This window comes from Sphingobacterium micropteri, assembly GCF_014692515.1.
GTDB lineage: Bacteria > Bacteroidota > Bacteroidia > Sphingobacteriales > Sphingobacteriaceae > Sphingobacterium > Sphingobacterium micropteri.
The window spans coordinates 256,290-278,409 of record NZ_JACOIK010000006.1; the positions used below are offsets into that span (position 1 = coordinate 256,290).

Consider the following 22,120-nt stretch of genomic DNA (forward strand, 5'->3'; position numbering starts at 1 on the left):
TTTTGATTTACAAATCTGTTACGCAGCCCTGTGAAGCATTGGCTACGGTTTTCGCATATTTATATAATACACCTTTGTTTACTTTTAATGCCGGTTGTTTCCAGTTTGCCCGACGAGTAGCAATCTCTTCATCCGAGAGATTTACATTGATGGTATTGTTTACGGCATCAATTTCAATGATGTCATCGTCATGAACGAGGCCGATAAGACCGCCTTCATAGGCTTCCGGTGTGATATGTCCTACGACGAACCCGTGCGTACCGCCAGAAAAACGACCATCTGTGATCAGAGCGACGGATTTTCCAAGACCTGCCCCGATGATCAAAGCGGTTGGTTTCAACATTTCTGGCATGCCGGGAGCACCTTTCGGTCCCTCATTTTTAATGACAATGACGTCACCCGGTTTAACGCGTCCGGAAGCAACGCCTTTTGCTAAATCTTGTTCGCCATCAAACACGCGAGCCGTACCGGTAAATTTTTCTCCTTCCTTACCGGAAATTTTAGCGACCGAACCTTGTTCTGCTAAGTTTCCGTACAAGATTTGTAGGTGTCCCGTAGCTTTAATCGGCTTATCCAATGGCTGTACAATAGCTTGATCATATTCCATAATCGATTTAACATCCGCTAAATTCTCCGCTATAGTTTTTCCCGTAACCGTCAAACAATCGCCATGTAATAACCCTTCATCTAATAGGTATTTCATGACGGCAGGCGTACCACCGTACTGTTGTAAATCTTGCATTAAGAATTTGCCCGAGGGCTTGAAATCTGCTAATACAGGCGTTTCGTCAGACATCCTTTGGAAATCATCCGGTGTGATATCGACACCTACTGCTTTACCTATAGCAATAAAGTGCAATACCGCATTTGTCGATCCGCCCATAACAACAATCACACGCATCGCATTTTCGAAAGCTTTGCGGGTCATAATATCAGTAGGTCTGATGTCTTTTTCCAAAAGCCTATGCATGTATTTTCCTACTTCCAGACATTCCTTCTTTTTCTCCTCTGATATAGCCGGATTAGAAGAGGAATACGGTAAGCTCATGCCCAAGGCCTCAATAGCAGACGCCATCGTGTTAGCGGTGTACATCCCGCCACAGGCGCCTGCGCCGGGACAAGTATGGCGGATAACACCGTCGTAATCCTCGTCCGAAATTGTGCCCGCGATCTTTTTACCCAAGGCTTCGAAAGCGGATACAATATTTAATTCTTCACCTTTATAATGACCCGGTGCAATCGTTCCCCCATACACCATAATAGCCGGACGGTTTAATCTACCCATTGCCATAATAGCTCCAGGCATATTCTTGTCACAGCCAGGAATAGCGACCACACCATCATAATATTGGCCACCACAGATGGTTTCGATACTGTCTGCAATAACATCACGCGATACCAACGAATAGCGCATTCCTTCGGTACCGTTGCTCATACCATCACTTACACCGATTGTTCCGAATGTAAGCCCAACTAAATCGCTGCCCCAAATACCTTGTTTTACCAATTGGGCCAGATCGTTCAAGTGCATATTACAGGTGTTTCCGTCGTATCCCATACTAGCAATCCCGACTTGTGCTTTGTCCATATCGGCATCGGTAAGCCCTATGCCATATAACATGGCCTTCGCTGCAGGTTGCGTTTCATCTTGTGTAAAAATACGACTGTACTTGTTCATGACACTTTTCTTGTCAGATGATGACTTCATAATTCTCTTCTTCTAAAACTAATTTTTTATATTTCCGCTGTATGGAAGCTCCGATAGTGTGCTCCCAGTCTTCTTTATAGATAATACCATCCACTTCCTTAATGCCGATGATTTCGGCTGCAGTACCGCATAGGAATGCACTATCCGCTTCATGGACGTCTTGAATGGTGAGTTTTTTTTCTACTACGTCAATATTTAAACCTTTGCACAATTCTATCACTGTTTGCCGTGTAATGCCCGGAAATATATTTCCTAAGGGCGGCGTATAGAGCTTCAGATCTTTTTCAATAAATAGATTTTCACTCGATGCTTGGGCTAAAAAACCATCATGGTCCAGCATAAGTGCCTCATCATATCCTTCACGTATAGCTTCACTTGATGCTAAAATGGCATTGATGTATTGGCCCGAAACCTTGGCTTCGATATGAAAAGACTTGGGATGAAGACGCTGAACTTTAGATGTGCAAACACGAAGGAGATTTTGCCCCAAATAAGGTCCCCATTCCCATGCTGCAATCATGATATGCGCATCTTTTGCTGAAGTAAGATGCATATTCGAGCCGGAAAACACAAGGGGACGTATATAGGCAGATCGCAGATTATTGGCTTCCAATAAGGCGTACGATTTTTCTATCAATACTTGATTATCCCAGGGGTAGGGGAGGTTGATGGCTTCACAAGAACGTTGTAGACGTATGAAATGTTCTTCTGCTTTGAAAATTCTGATACCATGGTGTGTGCTGTATGCTCTCAATCCTTCGAAAGCGCCATACCCGTAATGCAACGATTGACCGAATAAATCTATTCCAGCATCTGTGGCTTTCACAAAATCGCCGTCCAAATAAATGTAAGTCTCCTGATTATAATACTGCATAGTGTCTCCCTCAATTTCACTAAGGTCAAGGTAGCGCTATTAAAAATTCTTTACAATAGCAAAACAAAGAATTTTAAAAAAGTTTATTGTTTTGTTAACTGGGTAATGTTAAAATATTATTTCAATAAATATTATATTTTCGATACTTAATTTTTGTCTTTGTAGACTAAAATTAAAATCGGTATAGTTTCTTAAAATAGGGTTTTTGCCGAAAAAGTATAAAATTCTTCTTAAAATAGGTAAAAGTAGGCGGAAAGTTGAAAAAAATAGCCCACAGTTTATACCGTGGGCTATATTATTAAATGTTATTTTTTAGTTTATTATTCTTCGATGATTCCTTCTGCTAAGACCGTAATATTATTGTCTTTTGCTTCGACGACACCGCCTTTGATAATGAAAACCGTATGGCCTTGTGCATTCCGAATAATAACTTTTCCGTCTTCCAAAGTAGATACGATAGGTGCGTGGTCTTGCAAAATTTGAAAGGATCCAGCACTGCCAGGTACCGTTACAGCCGTAGCGTCACCGTCGTATGCTAATTTATCTGGAGTAATAATCGTTAATTTCATTCTATCTCATCTATTAAACGGCTTCTGCTAATAATTTTTTGCCTTTTTCGATAGCCTCTTCGATGTTACCTACTAAGTTAAATGCAGCTTCCGGATATTCGTCTACTTCACCGTCAATAATCATATTGAAACCTTTAATCGTATCTTTGATATCAACAAGCACACCTTTTAAACCAGTAAATTGTTCTGCTACATGGAATGGTTGGGATAAGAAACGTTGTACACGACGTGCGCGGTGAACCGTTAGCTTATCTTCTTCCGATAACTCGTCCATACCGAGGATAGCGATGATATCTTGAAGTTCTTTATAACGTTGCAAAATTTCTTTTACGCGTTGTGCGGTATTATAATGTTCGTCACCTAATACTGCTGGGGACAAGATACGAGAAGTGGAGTCCAATGGGTCAACTGCAGGGTAAATACCTAACTCCGCAATTTTACGAGATAATACGGTTGTTGCATCCAAGTGGGCGAAAGTTGTCGCCGGTGCAGGGTCAGTTAAGTCATCGGCAGGTACATATACGGCTTGCACTGACGTAATGGATCCGTTTTTAGTAGACGTAATACGTTCTTGCATTAGACCCATCTCTGTTGCTAGCGTCGGTTGGTAACCTACGGCTGATGGCATACGACCTAAAAGTGCAGATACTTCAGAACCCGCTTGTGTAAAACGGAAGATGTTGTCGATAAAGAAAAGTACATCACGTCCTTGTCCTTGTCCATCTCCGTCACGGAAATATTCGGCTACTGTTAGTCCCGATAATGCCACGCGAGCACGCGCCCCAGGAGGCTCATTCATCTGACCAAAAACGAATGTACATTTTGAATCTTTAAGTAATTCATTATCTACTTTGTCTAACGGCCATTCACCCTTTTCCATGCCCTCCATGAAATGCTCACCATATTTAATAATGCCTGATTCAAGCATTTCTCGCAATAGGTCATTTCCCTCACGTGTACGCTCTCCAACACCTGCGAATACGGAAAGACCACCATGGCCTTTAGCGATATTATTGATCAATTCTTGAATCAATACTGTTTTACCTACTCCGGCACCACCGAATAAACCGATTTTACCACCTTTAGCGTATGGTTCTAGTAGGTCAATTACTTTAATACCTGTAAATAATACTTCTGTTTCGGTAGATAGTTCATCGAATTTAGGCGGTTCGTTGTGGATAGGACGTCCATTTGTTGTGTCCAAATCTTGGATACCATCGATGGCGCCACCAACGACGTTGAATACACGACCTTTGATTTCTTCGCCAACAGGCATTTTGATCGGAGCACCCGTGTCAACGACTTTCATTCCGCGTACCAAACCTTCCGTTGCGTCCATTGCGATGGTACGGACACGGTCCTCACCTAAGTGTTGTTGAACTTCCAAAACGATGCGTTGACCATTGTCTTTTTCAATATACAAGGCATCATAAATTTTAGGAAGATTGTCATTGTCGGCGAAGTTGACGTCAACTACTGGGCCGATAATCTGCGCTATTTTACCAATATTGGGCATATTATAGGGACTAAATAATTATTAATCAATTTACAGCGAATGGTTTTATACATCCGCATTTTGGAATGCAAAAATAAACTATATCTTATTAAAAGCAAAACGCTTATTGATAATATTTTTCTTTTATAGCGTATTTAGTTAATTTATACTTGCGCGATCTGGGGATCTGTATATCCTAAATGTCCAGTTTCAACACGTCCGGCGTAGGCCCATAGAAAATCTGGATAGCCGTTTGCCGTTATCTCAAAGTCGTACCAATGCTGACTAGCTTGTAAGTCGATAAGTTCCACAAGCCGCTTTCCAGCTGCTACATGTAGCGTTCTCGTTTTTTGTCCATAACCTTTATCTTGGATATAAATTTGTATTGTTTGCTGTGACTTGTTTTCCAATGATAATTGGATCCTTCCTGTAAAATTTTTAGCCTCGCGTTCATAATCCAATGATGTAGATATAGGTGCAGGATGATGTTTGTCCTTAAAACGTCGAAAAAAGCCATTAGGACCATGTACGTGTAGATCCATCCCCTGTTTTGGTGCATAGACAAACCTATCGGAGAGGCTGTCGCCAGCCTTAACAGCATAATGACGTATGGTTCCGGCTGCATATACCGTAAAAGGAGAGCCGGCGCTTCTATCGCCAAAAATGGTGTTGTCGACACGGAACTCCAGATCAAAAGCACCTTCTGTTATTTTTCCTTCCACGTATAGCTCGTAAGGTAAAGAACAGGAACGACGTATTCCCTGTTCTTGCTTCGGCATAAGGTCGACATGATGTGGGCGATCTTTGCCTTTTGCTATATCTTTTGCTGTAAGCAGACCAAAGGTCGGTAGCGCTTTATATTGTGTCTGGTGAATGTTTTCTAAATAGGAATTGCGCTTTATGAATGGAAGTTCATCATTTGCTTTCGGGTTGTCAGCGGGGTTGAATATAGCTGTTAAATCCCCACAAATCGTCCGTCGCCAATCGCTGATTTGATCCGATGCGATACGACAATTATATTTATGGCTCAAGAATTTTTCCAGAAATTGTAACGTGGATGTATGGTCGAAAACCTGTGAGCAAACTTTCCCTCCTTTGCTCCAAGGCGATGCAACTATTAGTGGAACCCGGTATCCGAGTCCTATCGGGCCTGTACGGACTGTTTTTTTACTTCTCCCTTCGGCGAGTTCTTGTTCTGCGGTGATATACTCTATTGCTGGATCTATTCCCGCCGAGCATTTTCCACTATTCGCCACATAAGGGTTGGGAGGTGTAAAAGGAGGAATATGATCAAAATACCCATCATTTTCATCATATGTCAAAATAAAGATAGTCTTCTGCCAAACCTTGGGGTTTTGTGTGAGAATATCGATGATTTCCGAAATATACCAAGAGCCATACCACGGTGAACTGGGATGATCTGAATAGCGTTGTGCTGGGATTAACCAAGACACCGCCGGTAACGCTCCGTCTTGTACATCTTGCCTAAACTGGTGGAGGATATCCCCTTTGGGAATATCCATTTCTTGTTTTTTGCCTTTATGGTCTGTATATTGAAGTTTATCCAAGCGGCGGTAATCCGGATCATTTTTATTGGTGATAAATGCTTTTTGGTAGAGATTTTTTTCGTGTTGAGGAAGCTTGCTAAAGTTAGACGGCGACCAGGTTTCTAACGCTTGTTCTGCAGTTTGTAAAACCTTTTTCTTTTGTTTCAGGGCATCCTGTACCTTATGATATTGTTTGTCCTCGCGCGACATCTTCTGTAGCTGTTCTTCGAGGACTGCAATTTCTTTGGGTAGCTGATCAACCTGTATTTCTAGGTTCGTAATATAGCGGTCCGAAAACTGCACATTATATTTCTGAAATCGTTCCAGCGGGTTGCAGCTAAAGCTCGCGAGCCAAGAACGTTCCTCTCCACTGAAGCCGCCCCCACAGCTTACATCGTTTTGATAAATTTTCCATGGAATTCCGGTATCCTCAAGCAGCTCGGGGAACGTCGGCCATTTCCCAGCCCCAAAAGGTAATTCGTTCCGCATTTCGGCTTTAGCATTTTTATTCTGTGCTGCTCTGACCGTGCCTGTCCAAAAGAAAAAGCGATTGGGCCAGGTGCTGGACATCGCTGAACAAAAATGTTGGTCGCAGATTGTAAACGCATCCGCTAACGCATAATTGAACGGGATATCCTGTCTATTGTAATACCCCATGGTTAGGGGTATATTTGCATAGTCCTTTCCAACGCGTTTTGCTTCGATCCACCCGTCATAGTGTCCGTCATTAAACGCATCCACCTGGCTGTGTCGGGAATGCGGTACGGCCCCCATCCATGTCGATTTGGAATCCATTAGATTTAGGCGGAATGGAGCATAAGTGTTCCCTTGCCTGTCGGGTTGGAACCAAATGGGGTTTCCATTGGGAAGCTTTATGTACCGCGGGTCATTAAAGCCCCTGATGCCATTTAATGATCCAAATCCATGATCAAACGATCGATTTTCCTGCATGAGGATAACAATATGTTCCGCATCCATAAAGGAGCTTCCCGGCATTGGTTCAATGGCTAAAGCCCGCTGGATGGCTGCCGGAATCGTCTGTTCGATTCCAGCCATCCCGGTGAGTAATAGTGCTTTTTTTAAAAAATCTCTTCGTTGGTTGTTCATCATCTTTTGGTTTATCGCGGACCCTATCGTATGTTAACTATTTTTCCCACCATACACGCGAGAGAGGAGAGTCTCCGTGCTCCAGCTTGTCAGACGCGATTTTGTAGTTTTCGGGATTAGTTATCGATAGCCTGTCGTGGTACATAAACCGTTTAGGCATTTCACCCCCATGCAGCATGTACTCCGTTTTTGGAAGTACTGGAAATCCTGTCCTCCGATATTCAAACCATTGCTGATAATCACACATATACAGCGCAAGATATTTCTGGTTCATAATGCGTTCTAAAGTACCATTAAATGCCGTGAGCGGATTGTCGAAATAGGTTTCACCCGGAGACGATATGCCTACCCATTGGGTAATGCCGGCTATGGTGCCTTTTTTATACGCTTCCTCCGCATTCTCCAAATCCCCGAAGTGAAGATACACTTCACTTTTTATAAACTCCACTTCAGCATAAGGCATAATAATTTCATGGATGACGGTTCCCAGTGTTGCCGGAATCATAAGATCTGGATTGGGAATACTGGGTGTAAAATTGAATGTAGCCGCAGGATCATGAGCGGCCGGGATTCCTTTGTACCCAAGATTTGTTCCGGGAGGAATAGAATTGGCTTCACTCATAAAGAAGGGTCTTCTGGGGTCTTCATAATCGTTCAACATATCTACAAAGAACTCCGCCTTTGTTATGGTTAGCGTATAATCTTGACGTCTGTTCCAGGCATATTCAAAGGGGCTTAGGCCATTTATCTTCAATATCGCAGCCTCTGCATTACTTTCGAACACGGGGTATTTAGTCTGATCGTCTATCATCTGTTTCAGGCGATCATAACTGTTCATTTCCGTTCTTTTGCTAGCACGTAAAAGCAGTCGCATTAACAAAGCGTTATTGAATTTTCGCCAATTCTCTTTATTGTTATTGAACAAGATGTCGCCACCTGACATTTCGCTATCTGTGGATGCGTAGATATCGTTCGCTTCTTCCAAGCCATCGATCAATACCCGGTATATCTCTGGCTGTTCATCAAACTTAGGTGTAGAGATTCCTTCGTCCAATTTGATCGCTTCACTGAAAGGAACATCACCAAAAGCATCCGTAAGCATGCCTACGCTGTACGCTTGCAGCGTTTTGGCAATGGCTTGATAAACAGGTTGGTCTACAGCGATCGCAGCCGCTTCCATTTCTCTAATGCTGCGTAGCCAGTTATAGCTATTATTCCAAGTACCATTTCCGGCTGTGGGGGTAATGTCATACCGGTGTACCCCCGTTGCCGTTGCGGGATAGGGGAAGCCAACCTGCATAAGCTGCCAAGTGAAGTCGTAGTTCCGGTTGCTGCTAAATGTGCCCATATCATACAGCAATGGGTTCATTAAACTGTTAGGGACAACGACGTCTATATTGTTGGGGTCTATATTCATTTCTTCGAAATGGCTACAGGACGTTGTTGTCAAGGTCGCGCCTAGGATAACCGGAAGAATATAGGTGTTGATAATATTTTTCATGATGTATACATTTAAATGCTGTAGTGCCTAATTATAGCGTCAAATTTAGATTAAAACCAAAGGTACGGGGAGTGGGAAGTTGTCCCATTTCCACACCAGGCATAATGGTAGATCCGTTAAGAGCCGCTGTCTCGGGGTCAAATATAGGAAACTTCGATATCAGCAAAAGATCTCGACCGTAAAGCGCGACAGATAACCCTGATAAACGCATGCGCTCGGTAATCTCGCGCGGGAAAGTATACTGTAGACGAACCTCACGTAGTTTCAGATAAGAGGCATCCAAGCTGTTTGTCTCAATATTTGCCCTGCGGTAATAATCGGCATAATAGGACTGTACGGGCACTTCCTTGGTGTTTGGTGAATAACTGCCGTCCGCATTTTGGATAACGCCATCACCGATGATGAAGCCTTCGTCGCGCCCCTTTAAGGTGTGTTGCAACTTACCCTGTTCCGTCATTTTATGGTGCGTCTGCGAGTATATGATGCCGCCATACTGACCGTCAACTAAAGCACTGAGCATGTAGTTTTTGTAGCGGAACTCATTATGGAATCCGCCGCGCCAAGCTGGATAGGCGTTCCCAATATATTTTATCGGGGATCTAACAGAATGCCCTGAGTTGGCATCATAAATGGTTTGACCGTCCTCATTTTTGACCAGGCCAGCTCCCCATATGTCGCCTGTCGTTCCTCCTTTTACGGCAATAATAGATGCCGTTCCACTCCTCATAATCTCTTGTTGTTCAAGCTCAAATTCGTCACTAAGACTTAGTATTTTATTGTTGTTTTTCGCCCAGGTGATGGTCGGCGTCCAACTGAAATCACCACGTATCGGTTGTCCCGTTAGCATAATTTCTACACCTTGATTACGAATGTTACCCCCGTTGATAAAGGCGTAGCTATATCCTGTCGTGATATCAACCGGAACGCGCAACACCTGATTGATGGTCGTACTGTAATAATAATTGACGTCTGCCGTTACCCTGTTCTTGAATAGAGAGAAATTAATCCCTGATTCAAAGGAATTAGAGGTTTCTGGCTTGAGTTCGGCGTTATTTCTCGTGCTAGGCGGCGTAACCGAGCCGGGGAACATACTTTGGCTGTATACTTTGTAAAGACGATAAGGGGAGGTGTCGTTCCCTACTTTCGCAAAAGACAGCCGAAGTTTTGCGAAAGATATGTGTTGTGGCAACTGGAAAATATCCGATAGGATAAAACTGGACGTGATAGAAGGATAGAAATAAGAACGATTATCTTTAGGCAGGGTAGACGACCAGTCGTTTCTTGCAGTCAGATCAACAAATATCTTATCATCAAACGAGAAGTTCGCTAATCCATATATACCATTTACTTGCTTTTCAGATTTGGCATGCTCCACATATAAATTGTTTAGCGCGTTGGATAGTTTAAATATACCTGGAAGCATTAAACCATTTGCCGACGTGCTTTTTGCGCGACCTTCTTCTTTCCGTATATTTCCTCCTGCGCCAAGTGTCATCTTGATCCTGTCATTCAGCTGTTCGCGGTAATTGACTAAAAAATCCGTGTTATGTTCCATCCACATGGCATCTTGCTCTTTATAGTAACCCTGAACAAATTGGGCAGTGTTCCACGGCCGCTTCATATCCCGAAAGTCTTGTCGGTAGTTTAGCCCCGAGCGGATCATGGCATCCCATTTGTCATTGAATTGATAATTCAATTGCACATTCCCTTCAATATTATGGTTTTTCAAACCATTGGTCATCTCATGGGCGATAATGAAAGGGTTGTCAATAAAGGAGCTAAAGGGATGTATCTGTTGAATCTGTTCCTGTCCGGGTTGCCATCTGGGTCTATATACGTCAAGATCAATATTTGGATTTTGGAAGATCATGAAATAGGAAATCGACTGATTGTTATATCCTGTTGCGGGTAGATTGTCGCTGAACTTATTCGTATAAGATATTCTAGATGATACCGATAACTTTTCCGTTACTTCAAACCGATTGTTGGCTGATACAACGATACGCTCAAACCCTGTATTCGGCATAATCCATTCATTTTTGGTATGTCCCAAAGAAAATCTTCCGGTATATTTGTCTGTTCCCGCTTCCATGGCGACACTGTTCATCGCGGTGAATCCTGTTCTCCAAAATCCTTTGATATTATCTTTGTACGGCACCCATGGTAATCGAGTGGCGGATTGTTCACCTGTTGCGGGGTCGTATTGGTAGTATGATTGACCTGCGAATTTCGGTCCGAAAGCACTGGAAGTGCTACCGGTGTTAGGGCCGTCTTCCGATGGTTGGAAAGAGTAGAATAATTCGCCATCCGCATTTCGCTGGTTTGTACCCTGTCCATATTCGTATTGAAATTCGGGCCAACGCAAAACATCATTAAAACTTGTGTTTGAATTGACGCTAATACCTAGTCCTTTTTTTGTTTTACCTGATTTCGTCGTTATGATCAATGCTCCATTGGCAGCCCGACTTCCATATAGTGCCGTCGCAGCCGCTCCTTTTAGGACCGAGACGGACTCGATATCATCGGGGTTTATATCACTTAGGCCGTTGCCGAAATCGATTGGAACATCGGCACCCCCTACACCATAGGCATCGCTCACGCCTGAACTCAATTGTCCGTTAACCATTGGGATACCGTCGATGACGATCATTGCCTCGTTATTCCCCGACAGTGAGCGATCGCCTCTTAAATTAATACGTGTGGAATTGATCGGTCCGGAACTAGCCTGTGTTAGATTTAATCCAGCTACTTTTCCTTTCAATCCGTCACTCCAATTGTTACTGACCGCATTTGTCAGTTCATCTCCTTTGATAGACGATATTGCATACCCCAAACCTTTGGCCTCCCGTTCAATACCGAGTGCCGTTACCACCACTTCTTCTACTTCGCGTGAGCTGGCGGTTAGCTGTATTGTACGTGTACCTCCATTATTAATCTGTTCGGAGTGGGAATTATAACCGATTAACGCAAAAGTAACATTCGCTCCCCGGTTTACTTGGATAGAGAAAGCACCCGATTCGTTCGTTGCGCCTAAGGACCTTCCCTGGCTAGAGATGGTCACACCAGATAGTGGCGAACCCGTTTCTCGATCACGAACTGTTCCCTGAACCGACACTTGTTCCTGGCTTTGTTGACTAATGTATGTCCGCTCGATATTATTTGCGCCCGCCGATCCAATCGGGGCGAATAGCAAGATCGCGGATAGCTTTAGCATACAACTTCTTGTAGAAGCTAAATAGCCGCGTCTTTCTTTTGGATAGGGTAAAGTTTTCATCATGCTATGGGATTTAGGGTCATAGAAAATGTTTTGAAAGTCTGTTGTTTTCACAAGATAATAGATGTGTTTTTTATTGTTTCTGATAAAGTTTATAAAACTAGGGTTGCGCATACAATGTTAAACATAAAAAACTATTCAAACAAGAAAAACGTAAATAAATAGTTATTAATCGTAGCTAAACGAAAGTTTTGTGGTGTGTTTGATGGGGTTGATCGTAATAACATGATTGCAAAATGATTGTTTTAGAAATCAGATGCAATATTAGGTGTGTTGTGTTAGCGTTATGTTAACAGGGTGTTATTAAAAGATAAAGTATTTTGATTGAAGGGGGATAAAAGGGTATAAAAAATGAGGTGCATTTTTTTGTACCTCATTTTAAGAAGCTGGCCTACAACAGCGAGCTCATTGAAAAATAGCTGTAGAAGAAACGAGACTACGAATTCCGCTTCATCTGTTCGTCGAGCAATTGTCGTTTTAGTTGCTGTTCTTTTTCCAACGATTTCTTGCGTAATGTTTGTAGTTCTTCCTGTAGTTGTTCTGCCGTTTTCTTGTGTTCGTCTGTATCCACTTTTGCTTTTCTAAAAGAAGCTAGTGTTACCAAGAATGCCAATACGAAAACGATTATAATGCTCCACACTACCGTATGGTACGATCCTTTTGAAAAATCGATTCCGAGAAAAGAAATGCTATTCGTTTTATGTTGCTCCGTCTGTAATGCGGCATCCAATGTGGTTACCGAATCCCGCAACGTGTTGATGGTGCCTGTAGACGAAGAAGAATTTGCCTTGAGTGTGGTGATTTCTTTTTGGTAAAGTGAGATGGAATCCAATACATTTTTTCGTATGATTTCCAGATTTGTTTTTCGAATAAGTTTAAAATCTACATCCTGCGATCTGGACAGGTTACTAAGGTTATTAAATTGTTCATTCAACGTTCCTTCTTGAATGGCATACGGCAACATCCGTTTATTTTGTCCGAAAAGAGTAGTTGACGATACGATAAAAGCGAAAAACAAGAGTTTTTTAAACATAAGTTTTGAAATAACTAAAAATATATTACCTCCTCGATGGAAAAGTTAAAGTTGGAAAATAAATAAGGGATTTGCAAAAAAAATAAATAAATATACGTCAGGAAGCGGTTAATTTTAATGTGTTTACTGTAGTATTTTGGCTTCTTTTCTATGTAACGTACGTGTTATAAAAGGTTGTGATGATAATATTGTGTAATAATAAGATAATTATACAGAGGAAAAATACCATTTTTAATTGTTGTTTTGGATAACCCATATAGACGGGCGTTTGTGTTTAGATTATTCCGTCTATAAAATGATGGAATTAAACGCAATAAAAAATAAGACGATGAAGATTTTTTTTAGGTATATTTTAGTGCTTTGCTTATGCGGATTGGCGGGGTGGACAGATGTAATTGCCAGGCCTCTCCGTGTCCTCTATGCCCGAGAGGCTGTAACCAATGAACAGCGCTTGCAATATGCAATAGATAAAATGGTGGCTGCTATAGGTCAGCCATCTGCCGTATTTCATTTTGAAGAGGCTTCCATACAAAAAGATGATGTTATACTCGGACTGCTTGGGACATCAGGGGACTGGGAAAAGTTTGTGCCGGCGACGTTATTGAAAAACCTGAAAGCCAACGAATCGTTTATTGTTTACAGAAAAGACGCTGTATCTCCGTTGGTTATTGTAGGGAAAGAAGAAACAGGATTGCTTTATGGTTGCGAAGAAGTCCTAAAAAACGCATTTTACGAAAATAAACCTGTTTCCTATACGGACGCACCGGAGATGGTGCTCCGTGGTACGGCTATCGGTTTGCAGAAAACGGAATATCTACCAGGCCGTGATGTATACGAATACCCTTATACGGAAGACTTGTTTCCCTGGTTCTATGATAAAGAACTTTGGATACAATATTTAGACATGATGCTCGAAAACCGATACAATAGTTTGTATCTATGGAACGGACATCCCTTTTCCTCCCTGGTGAAACTAAAGGATTATCCTTATGCGCTAGAAGTCGACGAGAAAACATTTGCAAAGAATGAAGAAATCTATCGTTTTCTGACAGAAGAAGCGAACAAACGTGGAATCTGGGTTATTCAGATGTTCTACAATATTTTGTTGCCTGAGCCCTTTGCCGATAAACACGGTCTGAAAACACAAGAAAGAAACCGGGTTATAACACCGTTAATTTCAGATTATACCCGTAAATCCATTGCTGCATTTGTAGAGAAATATCCCAATGTTGGACTGCTGGTTACGTTAGGAGAAGCCATGGAAGGTGTTGGGCAAGATGATATTGATTGGTTTACAAAAACGATTATTCCGGGTGTAAAAGATGGTCTCCGTGCCATCCATAGCGAGCTAGAACCGCCTATTATCTTACGGGCACATGATACGGATGCGCCAGCTGTAATGAAAGCTGCATTACCGATCTATCAGAATTTATATACCTCCGCAAAATTTAATGGAGAAGCATTGACCACGTATGAAACGCGTGGGAAATGGGCAGAATTGCATCAGACCCTAGGAAGTATCGGTACCGTGCATATACAGAACGTACATATTCTGGCGAATCTCGAGCCGTTTCGTTATGCTGCACCCGATTTTATACAAAAATCGGTTAAATCGATGCATGATATCCATTTTTCTAACGGTCTTCATCTATATCCGCAAGCATCTTATTGGGACTGGCCCTATGCCGCAGATAAGACAGATAAACGTTTATTACAAGTGGAAAGAGACTGGATTTGGTATAAAGCGTGGGCTCGTTATGCGTGGAAAGCAGCCCGCCCCGAAAAGGAGGAAAAAATATACTGGTCGTCGCTGTTAAGTGACTATTATGGACTCTCCGAGAAAGATGCAATGAACCTCCTTGTAGCACTGGACGAAGTTGGTGAAATATCACCTAAGATTCTTCGGCGCTTTGGTATTACGGACGGTAACCGACAGACTTCCTCGTTGGGTATGCTGATGACACAACTGATTAACCCCTATCGTTACGGACTTTTCACCTTGCTGTACGAATCAGAAGCACCCGAAGGTGAAATGATTATCGACTATGCCGAAAAACAGTTTAAAGGTGAGCAGCATATTGGTGAAACGCCCATGCGTGTGGCCGATGAGATTGTTGCCCATGCCAACAAGGCTGTACAGGCAATACAAAGCATACAGCAATCCGCGCATAAAAATCCTGCGGAGTTTCAGCGTTTGATCAATGATGTTTATATCCACCAGGCACTTGCCGAACACTACAGCTTCAAGGTAAAGGCCGCGATTCAACTATTGGAATACAAATATACGCAAGATGTAGAATCCCTCCGGAAAGCACTCCCTGATTTTGAGAAAAGTGTACACGCCTATAAAAAGCTGACAGCGTTGACCACGGATAGCTATCTATATGCCAACAGCATGCAAACGAAGCAGCGTAAAATTCCTATGCGGGGCGTAGATGCCACTTTTAAACATTGGACGGAGATGCTGCCGGTTTTCGAAACGGAACTGCACAACTTTCAGCAGGCAATAGATTCTATCGAATCTTCAACTGGTCAGCCTAAACAAGAACGTATGTTCCTTAACGAAAAGGAAGTTGCGGTCAAGGCAGATGTCCAATACGCCGTTTTGAAAAAAGGAGCAAAATTGCATGTAGATCAGGAACTGGTGGTGACACATCTGGCAAATGAACTGGAAGGAATGAAAGCCGTGATGATTAATTCGGAAGAACAAAAGCTACACGGTACGACACTGGAATTTGAAAGTGATCAACAGGTAAAAGTTTTAGTCGGGTATTTTAATAATGCAGATAAAGTATTTGCACCTAAGCCTGTACTGGAAATAGATGCTTCTGCCAACGATTATGGACAAGCCGAAGCGAAGATCCGTAACGCCTTGCGCATACAATATATGCCGATGTTGGATATCCACACGTATTCGTTCCCCAAAGGAAAAAACGAGTTGAAAATACCAAAGGGCGAAGCATTGATTCTTGGATTTGTTGCGGATGATGAGCTTCAACACGCCTACAATGCCGATGTTGATAACCAGGGTGATGATATGGACGACCTTTTTGGTTATTATGAGGAAACTAAACTGTAATAGAATAACAATGACGATAAATAAACTCGCAGGTATGCTCCTGTTCCTCTTGCCAGGAACGTTAGCTGCACAGGAAGACCTGAACACGAAGCTTAAAAACTATGTTGATCGATTTAATAGCCAAGACAACGAGGCGGTTATTAACAAGATTGACAACAAAAGCTCGGCAGCATGGATGGAAGACAATATCCCGCTGTTTGCCTGTCCGGACAGTGCCATAGAAGAAACCTATTATTTCCGCTGGTGGTCTTATCGAAAGCACATTAAAGAAACCCCGCTGGGAACGATTGTAACCGAATTCATTGAGCCTGTATCACACGCTGGTAAATACAACTCTATCAGCTGTGCTTTGGGGCATCATATCTATGAAGGGAGATGGTTGCGGAACAGCGATTTTCTGAAGGAGTATGTAGACTTTTTTATGTACCATGCCGATGAAGGCGAAAAAAGACCTCGCTTCCATCAATTCAGTTCTTGGGTGCCAGATGCCTTGTTAGCCTATTATATGGTAGATAATGATAAAACATACCTTCTTGATCGATTGCAGGATCTGGATAAAGATTATTTGAAATGGGAAGAGGAACGTCAGGTTTCTAGCGGTATGTTTTGGCAACACGACGTCAAAGACGGCATGGAAGAATCCGTATCGGGTGGCCGGCATGTCGAAAATCGGCGCCCGACCATTAACAGCTATATGTACGCGAACGCGCGCGCATTATCCACTATAGCCAAGATGGCCGGTAATGATAGCTTGAAACGGAATTACGACTTGAAAGCCGAACGCCTACAAGCCCTCCTATTGGATTCCCTATGGGATAAAGAAGATCAGTTCTTCAAAACCCGTTTGGAAAATGGGGAGCTGCATTCCGCTCGCGAGGCGATAGGATTTATTCCTTGGGGCTTTCATGCCGTACCGGATCAACGAAGCTATGCTGGAGCTTGGACGCAGGTGATCGATACCGCCGGATTTAAAGCTCCTTGGGGTCTGACGACTGCCGAACGCAGAGAGCCTACCTTCCGGACGCGTGGATCTGGACACAGCTGTGAATGGGATGGGGCGATATGGCCATTTGCCAGCAGCCAGACCCTGCGCGGGATGGCCAATTTCCTGGCGGACTATAAACACGGGAAACAGATCACAAAAACTGATTTTTATGAAGCCGTACAGCAGTATGCAGCATCCCATGTGATGGATGGTAAAGCGTATATCGGCGAGTACCAAGATGAGGTGACTGGATTTTGGTTGAAAGGGGACAATCCACGTAGCAAATTCTATAATCACTCGACTTTTGCAGACGTTATCATTCAAGATCTTATTGGCTTTAAGCCACAGCTCGGCAACAGTTTCGAATTGAAGCCCCTTATTCCACAAGAACAATGGGCATATTTTACCCTGCAGGGGGTGCCTTATAAAAACAAATCTGTGGATATCTATTGGGATGTAGATGGAACGCAGTACGGAAAAGGAAAAGGACTGACCGTCTACGTTGACGGCAAACGTATTGCTAAATCAAAAAAATTAAAATCGATAAAAGTTAACTTGAAATGATAAAACAAGGAATTATTGTATTATGGCTGTTTGTAGCCACGATGGGGATGTCCGTACAGGCACAACAGTTCTACAATGTATTAGACTACGGTGGAAGCAATGATAGCACTGGGTTAAACACGGAGGCTATTGCGAAAGCCATTGATGCTGCTGCAAACAAGGGCGGTGGAACGGTGTATTTCCCTGCTGGGAAATATATTACCGGACCGATACATTTTAAAAGTAACATCACCCTTTTTATTGATGCTGGAGCAGAATTGCATTTCAGTGACGACTTTGACCATTATTTACCGATGGTGGAATCGCGTTGGGAAGGTACGGAAGTGACCAACTTCTCCCCATTGATTTATGGAACAGATCTCGAAAACATCGCTATTGTTGGTCGTGGGTTGATTGACGGTCACGGAAAGAAATGGTGGGGTTATTCCGAAGTAACCATCCGAAATCAAAAAGAAGGTGAGCAAACGAAATGGCAAACGGAATTTAAACGGTTAAACAAAGACGTACTGGCGCCAGATTTGCCAGGCTGGGTGGAGCGCGGCTTCTTGCGCCCGCCATTTATTCAATTTCTTCGGTGCGAAAACGTACAAATCAAAGATATCAAGATACAGAATTCTCCGTTTTGGACAGTGAACCCGCAATATTGTGATAACGTGACGATCGATGGCGTAACGATTGACAATCCGCCGTCTCCAAATACAGATGGTATTAACCCCGAGTCTTGTCGCAATGTGCATATTGCCAATTGCCATATCTCGGTGGGAGATGATTGTATCACCATCAAATCGGGTAAAGATCGCTCAGGTCGTAAAGTCAATATCCCGGCAGAAAACTATACCATTACCAATTGTACAATGTTACGTGGGCATGGCGGTGTGGTCATTGGTAGTGAGATGTCAGGAGGTGTGAAGAATATCGTCATTTCAAATTGTATATTTGATGGTACTGATCGGGGTATCCGTCTAAAAACAGCTCGCGGTCGCGGTGGGGTGGTTGAAAATATCCGGGTAAGTAATATCGTGATGCGCAATATTCGCGATCAAGCGATCGTATTGAATACGCAATATGCTAAGACCGACGTAGAGCCTGTATCCGAACGCACACCCCAGTTCAAAAATGTTTATATCAGCGATATGGCCGGAACAACGAATCGTGTAGGCTTGATACTCGGACTGGAGGAGATGCCTGTCGAGAATGTAAGCTTCAACAATATTAATATGCAATCGAACGCTGGATTTTCCGTGACCAACGCAAAAAACATAACCTTTCATAACGTTCAGGTCGATGTGGCCAATGAACCTTTGATCAAAGTAAAAAACGTGGATGGGCTGCATATTACTGGTGTACAGAACAATACACCCAAAGCAGATAACCCCATGTTAATCTTGGAGAATGTAGAACACGCCAATATTCAACAGAATTACCCTAGCGTAGGTACTAACACGTTCTTAGAACTTGTTGGTGATGAAAACAAGGGAATTTATCTGCATGGGAATAATTTTATGAATGTACAAAATACCGTTGTAGGTTCTACAACAGCTGTTGTTTTAACGAACAACATCGAAGCACAAAAGAAATAGTCATATGCGGTTAACGTTTTTCTTTCTTTCTCTTTATACAACATGTGCCATAATGGTGCAGGGGCAAAACAGGCTTTGGTATAATGCGCCCGCCCGCGAATGGGAAGAAGCTTTACCTATTGGAAATGGACGGATGGGAGCCATGATATTCGGCGGCGATACGTTAGAAGAAGTGCAATTTAATGAAGAAACACTTTGGACAGGTCAGCCGCGGAATTATAATAAGAAAGGAGCGCATCAGTATCTGGATACCATCCGGCTCTTGTTAGAACAGGGAAAGCAACGCGAGGCGGAAGAACTCGCGATGAACGAATTCATGGGTGTGAAAAGCCAGACGGAAGACAATGGTCCGTGGCTGGAAAGCGTAGGTGCGGAGAGAAAGAAAAAGGACGGCGCGTATACATACGATTATGATGATACCGGTTGGTCCACTATCCTAGTGCCTTCCTATGAAGGTTGGGAAGAAGTAGGTCTGGAAGGGCTTGACGGAGCCGTTTGGTTTCGGACAACTTTCGAGTTAACGGCCGATGATTTACATCGTGATTGGGAGCTCGATCTGAATCGGGTTCGACAGTACGATTATACCTATGTTAATGGCCATTTGATAGGTCATGAACAGGGAGACGGAACAAAGCGTTTATACACGATTCCAAAAGAAATCCTTCGGAAAGGAAAGAATGTAATTGCAGTACAGGTGATTAACCTAGCGGGCAAAGGTGGAATCTCTGGATACAAAGATACGAGCAATCCGATCGGATTAAGAGATACCGCCGGGAAGTTTATCTCCATTGTTGGTGAATGGAAATACTGGGTCCAAGACTCGGAGGCTCCTAAAGTAGGTTCATTTCAAGCATCTTACCAACCTTTCGGTAGCTTGAAATTCCGTTTTCCAACAGGAGAAACCCAGCAATATGAGCGCAGTTTAGATTTGGAAACAGGTCTTGCCGAGGTAACCTATAAAAGAGGAGATGTCCAGTTTTCCCGAACCTATTTTGCCAGTTATCCAGATAATATGATCGGCATCGGCTTGACTGCTGATAAACCTGGTCAAGTTTCTTTCGACTTGGCGATGGAAACTAAACATGAAAAACATCGGATATGGAAGGTAGATGCACATACTTTGGCGATGACTGTACATGTCAAAGGAGGTGCGTTGGAAGGGACGTCGTTTCTAACAGTTAAACTAGATGGTGGTACAATAACAGCACAAGATGGGCAGTTGCACGTGAAAAATGCGCATGCTGCCACTGTATATCTGACAGGTGCGACCAATTATGGAGACTATAAAACACTTGTCCCAGGCTATATCGCTCCAGCGCAGGCGCATCACCAAAAGATAAAGAAAAAGACGTTCTCCAAGCTGCTCCAGGTACACCAAGAAGATTACCACAAGCTGTTTAACCGATTCCGTATAGACTTGGGTGGGGAAGCGCAACGGACAATTCCAACAAACGAAAGACTCAAAAAGTTTGAATCGGCAGCAGACCCCGATTTGGTTGCATTATACGTGCAGTTTGGGCGTTATTTGCAAATTGCGAGCGCGCGGGAGGGAACGCACCCAGCCAATTTGCAGGGGTTATGGAATCCTTGGTTAGAGCCATCATGGGGAAGCAAGTACACGACCAATATTAATCTGGAGATGAATTATTGGGCAACGGAGATGCTTAACCTCAGTGAGCTGCATAATTCATTGTTTCAGATGATTCGGGAGCTGAGCGAGGCCGGTGAAGAAACAGCACGTCAATATTATAATGCAAGAGGTTGGGTGTTGCATCACAATACCGATGTGTGGCGTGGAACCGCTCCAATCAACAATTCCAATCATGGTATATGGCCGACTGGTGGTGCCTGGTTGGTGACCCACCTTTGGGAGCATTATTTATTTAATCAAGATCCCAAAATTATTGCAGAGTATTATGATATCATTAAGGGAGCGACGCTTTTCTTTAAAGATGTTTTAGTGAAGGACAAAAAAACTGGTTGGTTAGTCAGTACACCTTCTAATTCTCCGGAAAACGGTGGATTGGTGAAAGGACCAACGATGGATCACCAAATTATCCGTGCCTTGTTCGGCGTGTTTACCGAATCCGCTACGTTAATGGGAAGAGATGCCGCGCTACGTGACTCGATCCAAACCATGTTGCCACAGATTGCGCCAAACCAAATTGGTCGATACGGGCAGTTGCAAGAATGGATGGAAGATATCGATGATCCTGATAATAAGCATCGACATGTGTCGCATTTGTGGGGTTTATACCCGGGCCATGAAATTAACACGGATGATACGCCAGAGTTGGTGGAAGCCGCCAAACAGTCCTTGCGCATGCGCGGTGATGACGGTACTGGCTGGAGTTTGGCTTGGAAGATCAATTTCTGGGCCCGGTTGAAGGATGCTCAACATACGTATACGATGATCAAGATGTTGCTGCGTCCGGCTAGTAAAGCCGGAGGATCTTATCCGAACCTATTTGATGCACATCCCCCTTTTCAGATTGATGGGAATTTTGGTGGTGCAGCAGGTATCGGCGAGATGCTGCTCCAGAGCCATACCGGCTTTGTCGATATCTTACCGGCGTTGCCCAAAGAACTTTCTCAGGGAAAAGTCTCCGGACTAAAGGCACGGGGTAATTTTGAAATAGACCTTGCTTGGGACAAGCACAAATTGACTCAGGTCTCTGTACGATCACACGCAGGCAAGCCGTTAAAGCTTCGCTATAACGGTCAAGTCGTCGAGCTCCCAACCAAAAAGAATAAAACATATACCTTCGATACAGCACTTAATCTCGTTAAGCGATAAAAAAGAA

At 43.2% G+C, this 22,120-nt stretch carries 12 protein-coding genes; 4 read left to right on the forward strand and 8 right to left on the reverse strand.

Going from position 1 to position 22,120, the window contains the following annotated elements; genetic code table 11:
* Positions 1-7: 7 nt before the first annotated feature.
* The 8 genes from ilvD to H8B06_RS10190 all read right to left on the reverse strand — a co-directional run bounded on the left by ilvD (position 8) and on the right by H8B06_RS10190 (position 13,108).
* Complete coding sequence (ilvD, locus tag H8B06_RS10155) at positions 8-1,708, reverse strand: dihydroxy-acid dehydratase (protein ID WP_190994166.1); 1,701 nt, start codon at positions 1,706-1,708, stop codon at positions 8-10.
* On the reverse strand, positions 1,692-2,582 hold the full coding sequence (locus H8B06_RS10160; RefSeq protein WP_190994167.1) for a branched-chain amino acid transaminase: 891 nt from the start codon (positions 2,580-2,582) through the stop codon (positions 1,692-1,694). The genes ilvD and H8B06_RS10160 overlap by 17 nt, the downstream gene beginning before the upstream one ends.
* Before the next feature lie 320 nt (positions 2,583-2,902).
* A complete protein-coding gene (gene atpC / locus H8B06_RS10165; RefSeq protein ID WP_130141841.1) occupies positions 2,903-3,151 on the reverse strand; it encodes an ATP synthase F1 subunit epsilon in 249 nt (82 codons plus the stop codon).
* A gap of 13 nt (positions 3,152-3,164) precedes the next feature.
* A complete protein-coding gene (atpD, locus tag H8B06_RS10170; protein ID WP_130141840.1) occupies positions 3,165-4,667 on the reverse strand; it encodes a F0F1 ATP synthase subunit beta in 1,503 nt (500 codons plus the stop codon).
* Positions 4,668-4,810: 143 nt separating this feature from the next.
* Complete coding sequence (locus H8B06_RS10175; protein ID WP_317170884.1) at positions 4,811-7,303, reverse strand: phosphocholine-specific phospholipase C; 2,493 nt, start codon at positions 7,301-7,303, stop codon at positions 4,811-4,813.
* Positions 7,304-7,337: 34 nt separating this feature from the next.
* A complete protein-coding gene (locus H8B06_RS10180) occupies positions 7,338-8,801 on the reverse strand; it encodes a SusD/RagB family nutrient-binding outer membrane lipoprotein (protein ID WP_190994168.1) in 1,464 nt (487 codons plus the stop codon).
* 31 nt (positions 8,802-8,832) lie between these two features.
* Positions 8,833-12,078 carry a SusC/RagA family TonB-linked outer membrane protein gene (locus H8B06_RS10185; RefSeq protein WP_223857601.1) on the reverse strand — a complete coding sequence of 1,082 codons (3,246 nt, stop codon included), beginning with the start codon at positions 12,076-12,078 and terminating at the stop codon, positions 8,833-8,835.
* 433 nt (positions 12,079-12,511) lie between these two features.
* Positions 12,512-13,108 (reverse strand): hypothetical protein, encoded by a 597-nt coding sequence (locus tag H8B06_RS10190; protein WP_190994169.1) that lies wholly within the window; start codon positions 13,106-13,108, stop codon positions 12,512-12,514.
* Positions 13,109-13,436: 328 nt separating this feature from the next.
* On the opposite strand from H8B06_RS10190, the gene H8B06_RS10195 reads away from it, so the two are divergent.
* The 4 genes from H8B06_RS10195 to H8B06_RS10210 are packed head-to-tail and all read left to right on the forward strand — an operon-like array spanning position 13,437 to position 22,113.
* Positions 13,437-16,187, forward strand: coding sequence for an alpha-d-galacturonidase (locus H8B06_RS10195; RefSeq protein WP_190994170.1), 2,751 nt, complete (start codon positions 13,437-13,439; stop codon positions 16,185-16,187).
* 10 nt (positions 16,188-16,197) lie between these two features.
* Positions 16,198-17,736 (forward strand): MGH1-like glycoside hydrolase domain-containing protein, encoded by a 1,539-nt coding sequence (locus tag H8B06_RS10200; protein ID WP_223857602.1) that lies wholly within the window; start codon positions 16,198-16,200, stop codon positions 17,734-17,736.
* Complete coding sequence (locus H8B06_RS10205; protein WP_190994171.1) at positions 17,733-19,316, forward strand: glycoside hydrolase family 28 protein; 1,584 nt, start codon at positions 17,733-17,735, stop codon at positions 19,314-19,316. Before H8B06_RS10200 ends, H8B06_RS10205 begins: the two co-directional genes overlap by 4 nt.
* A 4-nt stretch (positions 19,317-19,320) precedes the next feature.
* Positions 19,321-22,113 carry a glycoside hydrolase family 95 protein gene (locus H8B06_RS10210; protein ID WP_190994172.1) on the forward strand — a complete coding sequence of 931 codons (2,793 nt, stop codon included), beginning with the start codon at positions 19,321-19,323 and terminating at the stop codon, positions 22,111-22,113.
* Positions 22,114-22,120 lie beyond the last annotated feature (7 nt).

Coding starts and splice junctions, on each gene's coding strand:
- ilvD (WP_190994166.1), bottom strand. CDS start 1,708: ATGAAGTCATCATCTGACAAGAAAAGTGTCATGAACAAGTACAGTCGT.
- H8B06_RS10160 (WP_190994167.1), bottom strand. CDS start 2,582: ATGCAGTATTATAATCAGGAGACTTACATTTATTTGGACGGCGATTTT.
- atpC (WP_130141841.1), bottom strand. CDS start 3,151: ATGAAATTAACGATTATTACTCCAGATAAATTAGCATACGACGGTGAC.
- atpD (WP_130141840.1), bottom strand. CDS start 4,667: ATGCCCAATATTGGTAAAATAGCGCAGATTATCGGCCCAGTAGTTGAC.
- H8B06_RS10175 (WP_317170884.1), bottom strand. CDS start 7,303: ATGATGAACAACCAACGAAGAGATTTTTTAAAAAAAGCACTATTACTC.
- H8B06_RS10180 (WP_190994168.1), bottom strand. CDS start 8,801: ATGAAAAATATTATCAACACCTATATTCTTCCGGTTATCCTAGGCGCG.
- H8B06_RS10185 (WP_223857601.1), bottom strand. CDS start 12,078: ATGATGAAAACTTTACCCTATCCAAAAGAAAGACGCGGCTATTTAGCT.
- H8B06_RS10190 (WP_190994169.1), bottom strand. CDS start 13,108: ATGTTTAAAAAACTCTTGTTTTTCGCTTTTATCGTATCGTCAACTACT.
- H8B06_RS10195 (WP_190994170.1), top strand. CDS start 13,437: ATGAAGATTTTTTTTAGGTATATTTTAGTGCTTTGCTTATGCGGATTG.
- H8B06_RS10200 (WP_223857602.1), top strand. CDS start 16,198: ATGACGATAAATAAACTCGCAGGTATGCTCCTGTTCCTCTTGCCAGGA.
- H8B06_RS10205 (WP_190994171.1), top strand. CDS start 17,733: ATGATAAAACAAGGAATTATTGTATTATGGCTGTTTGTAGCCACGATG.
- H8B06_RS10210 (WP_190994172.1), top strand. CDS start 19,321: ATGCGGTTAACGTTTTTCTTTCTTTCTCTTTATACAACATGTGCCATA.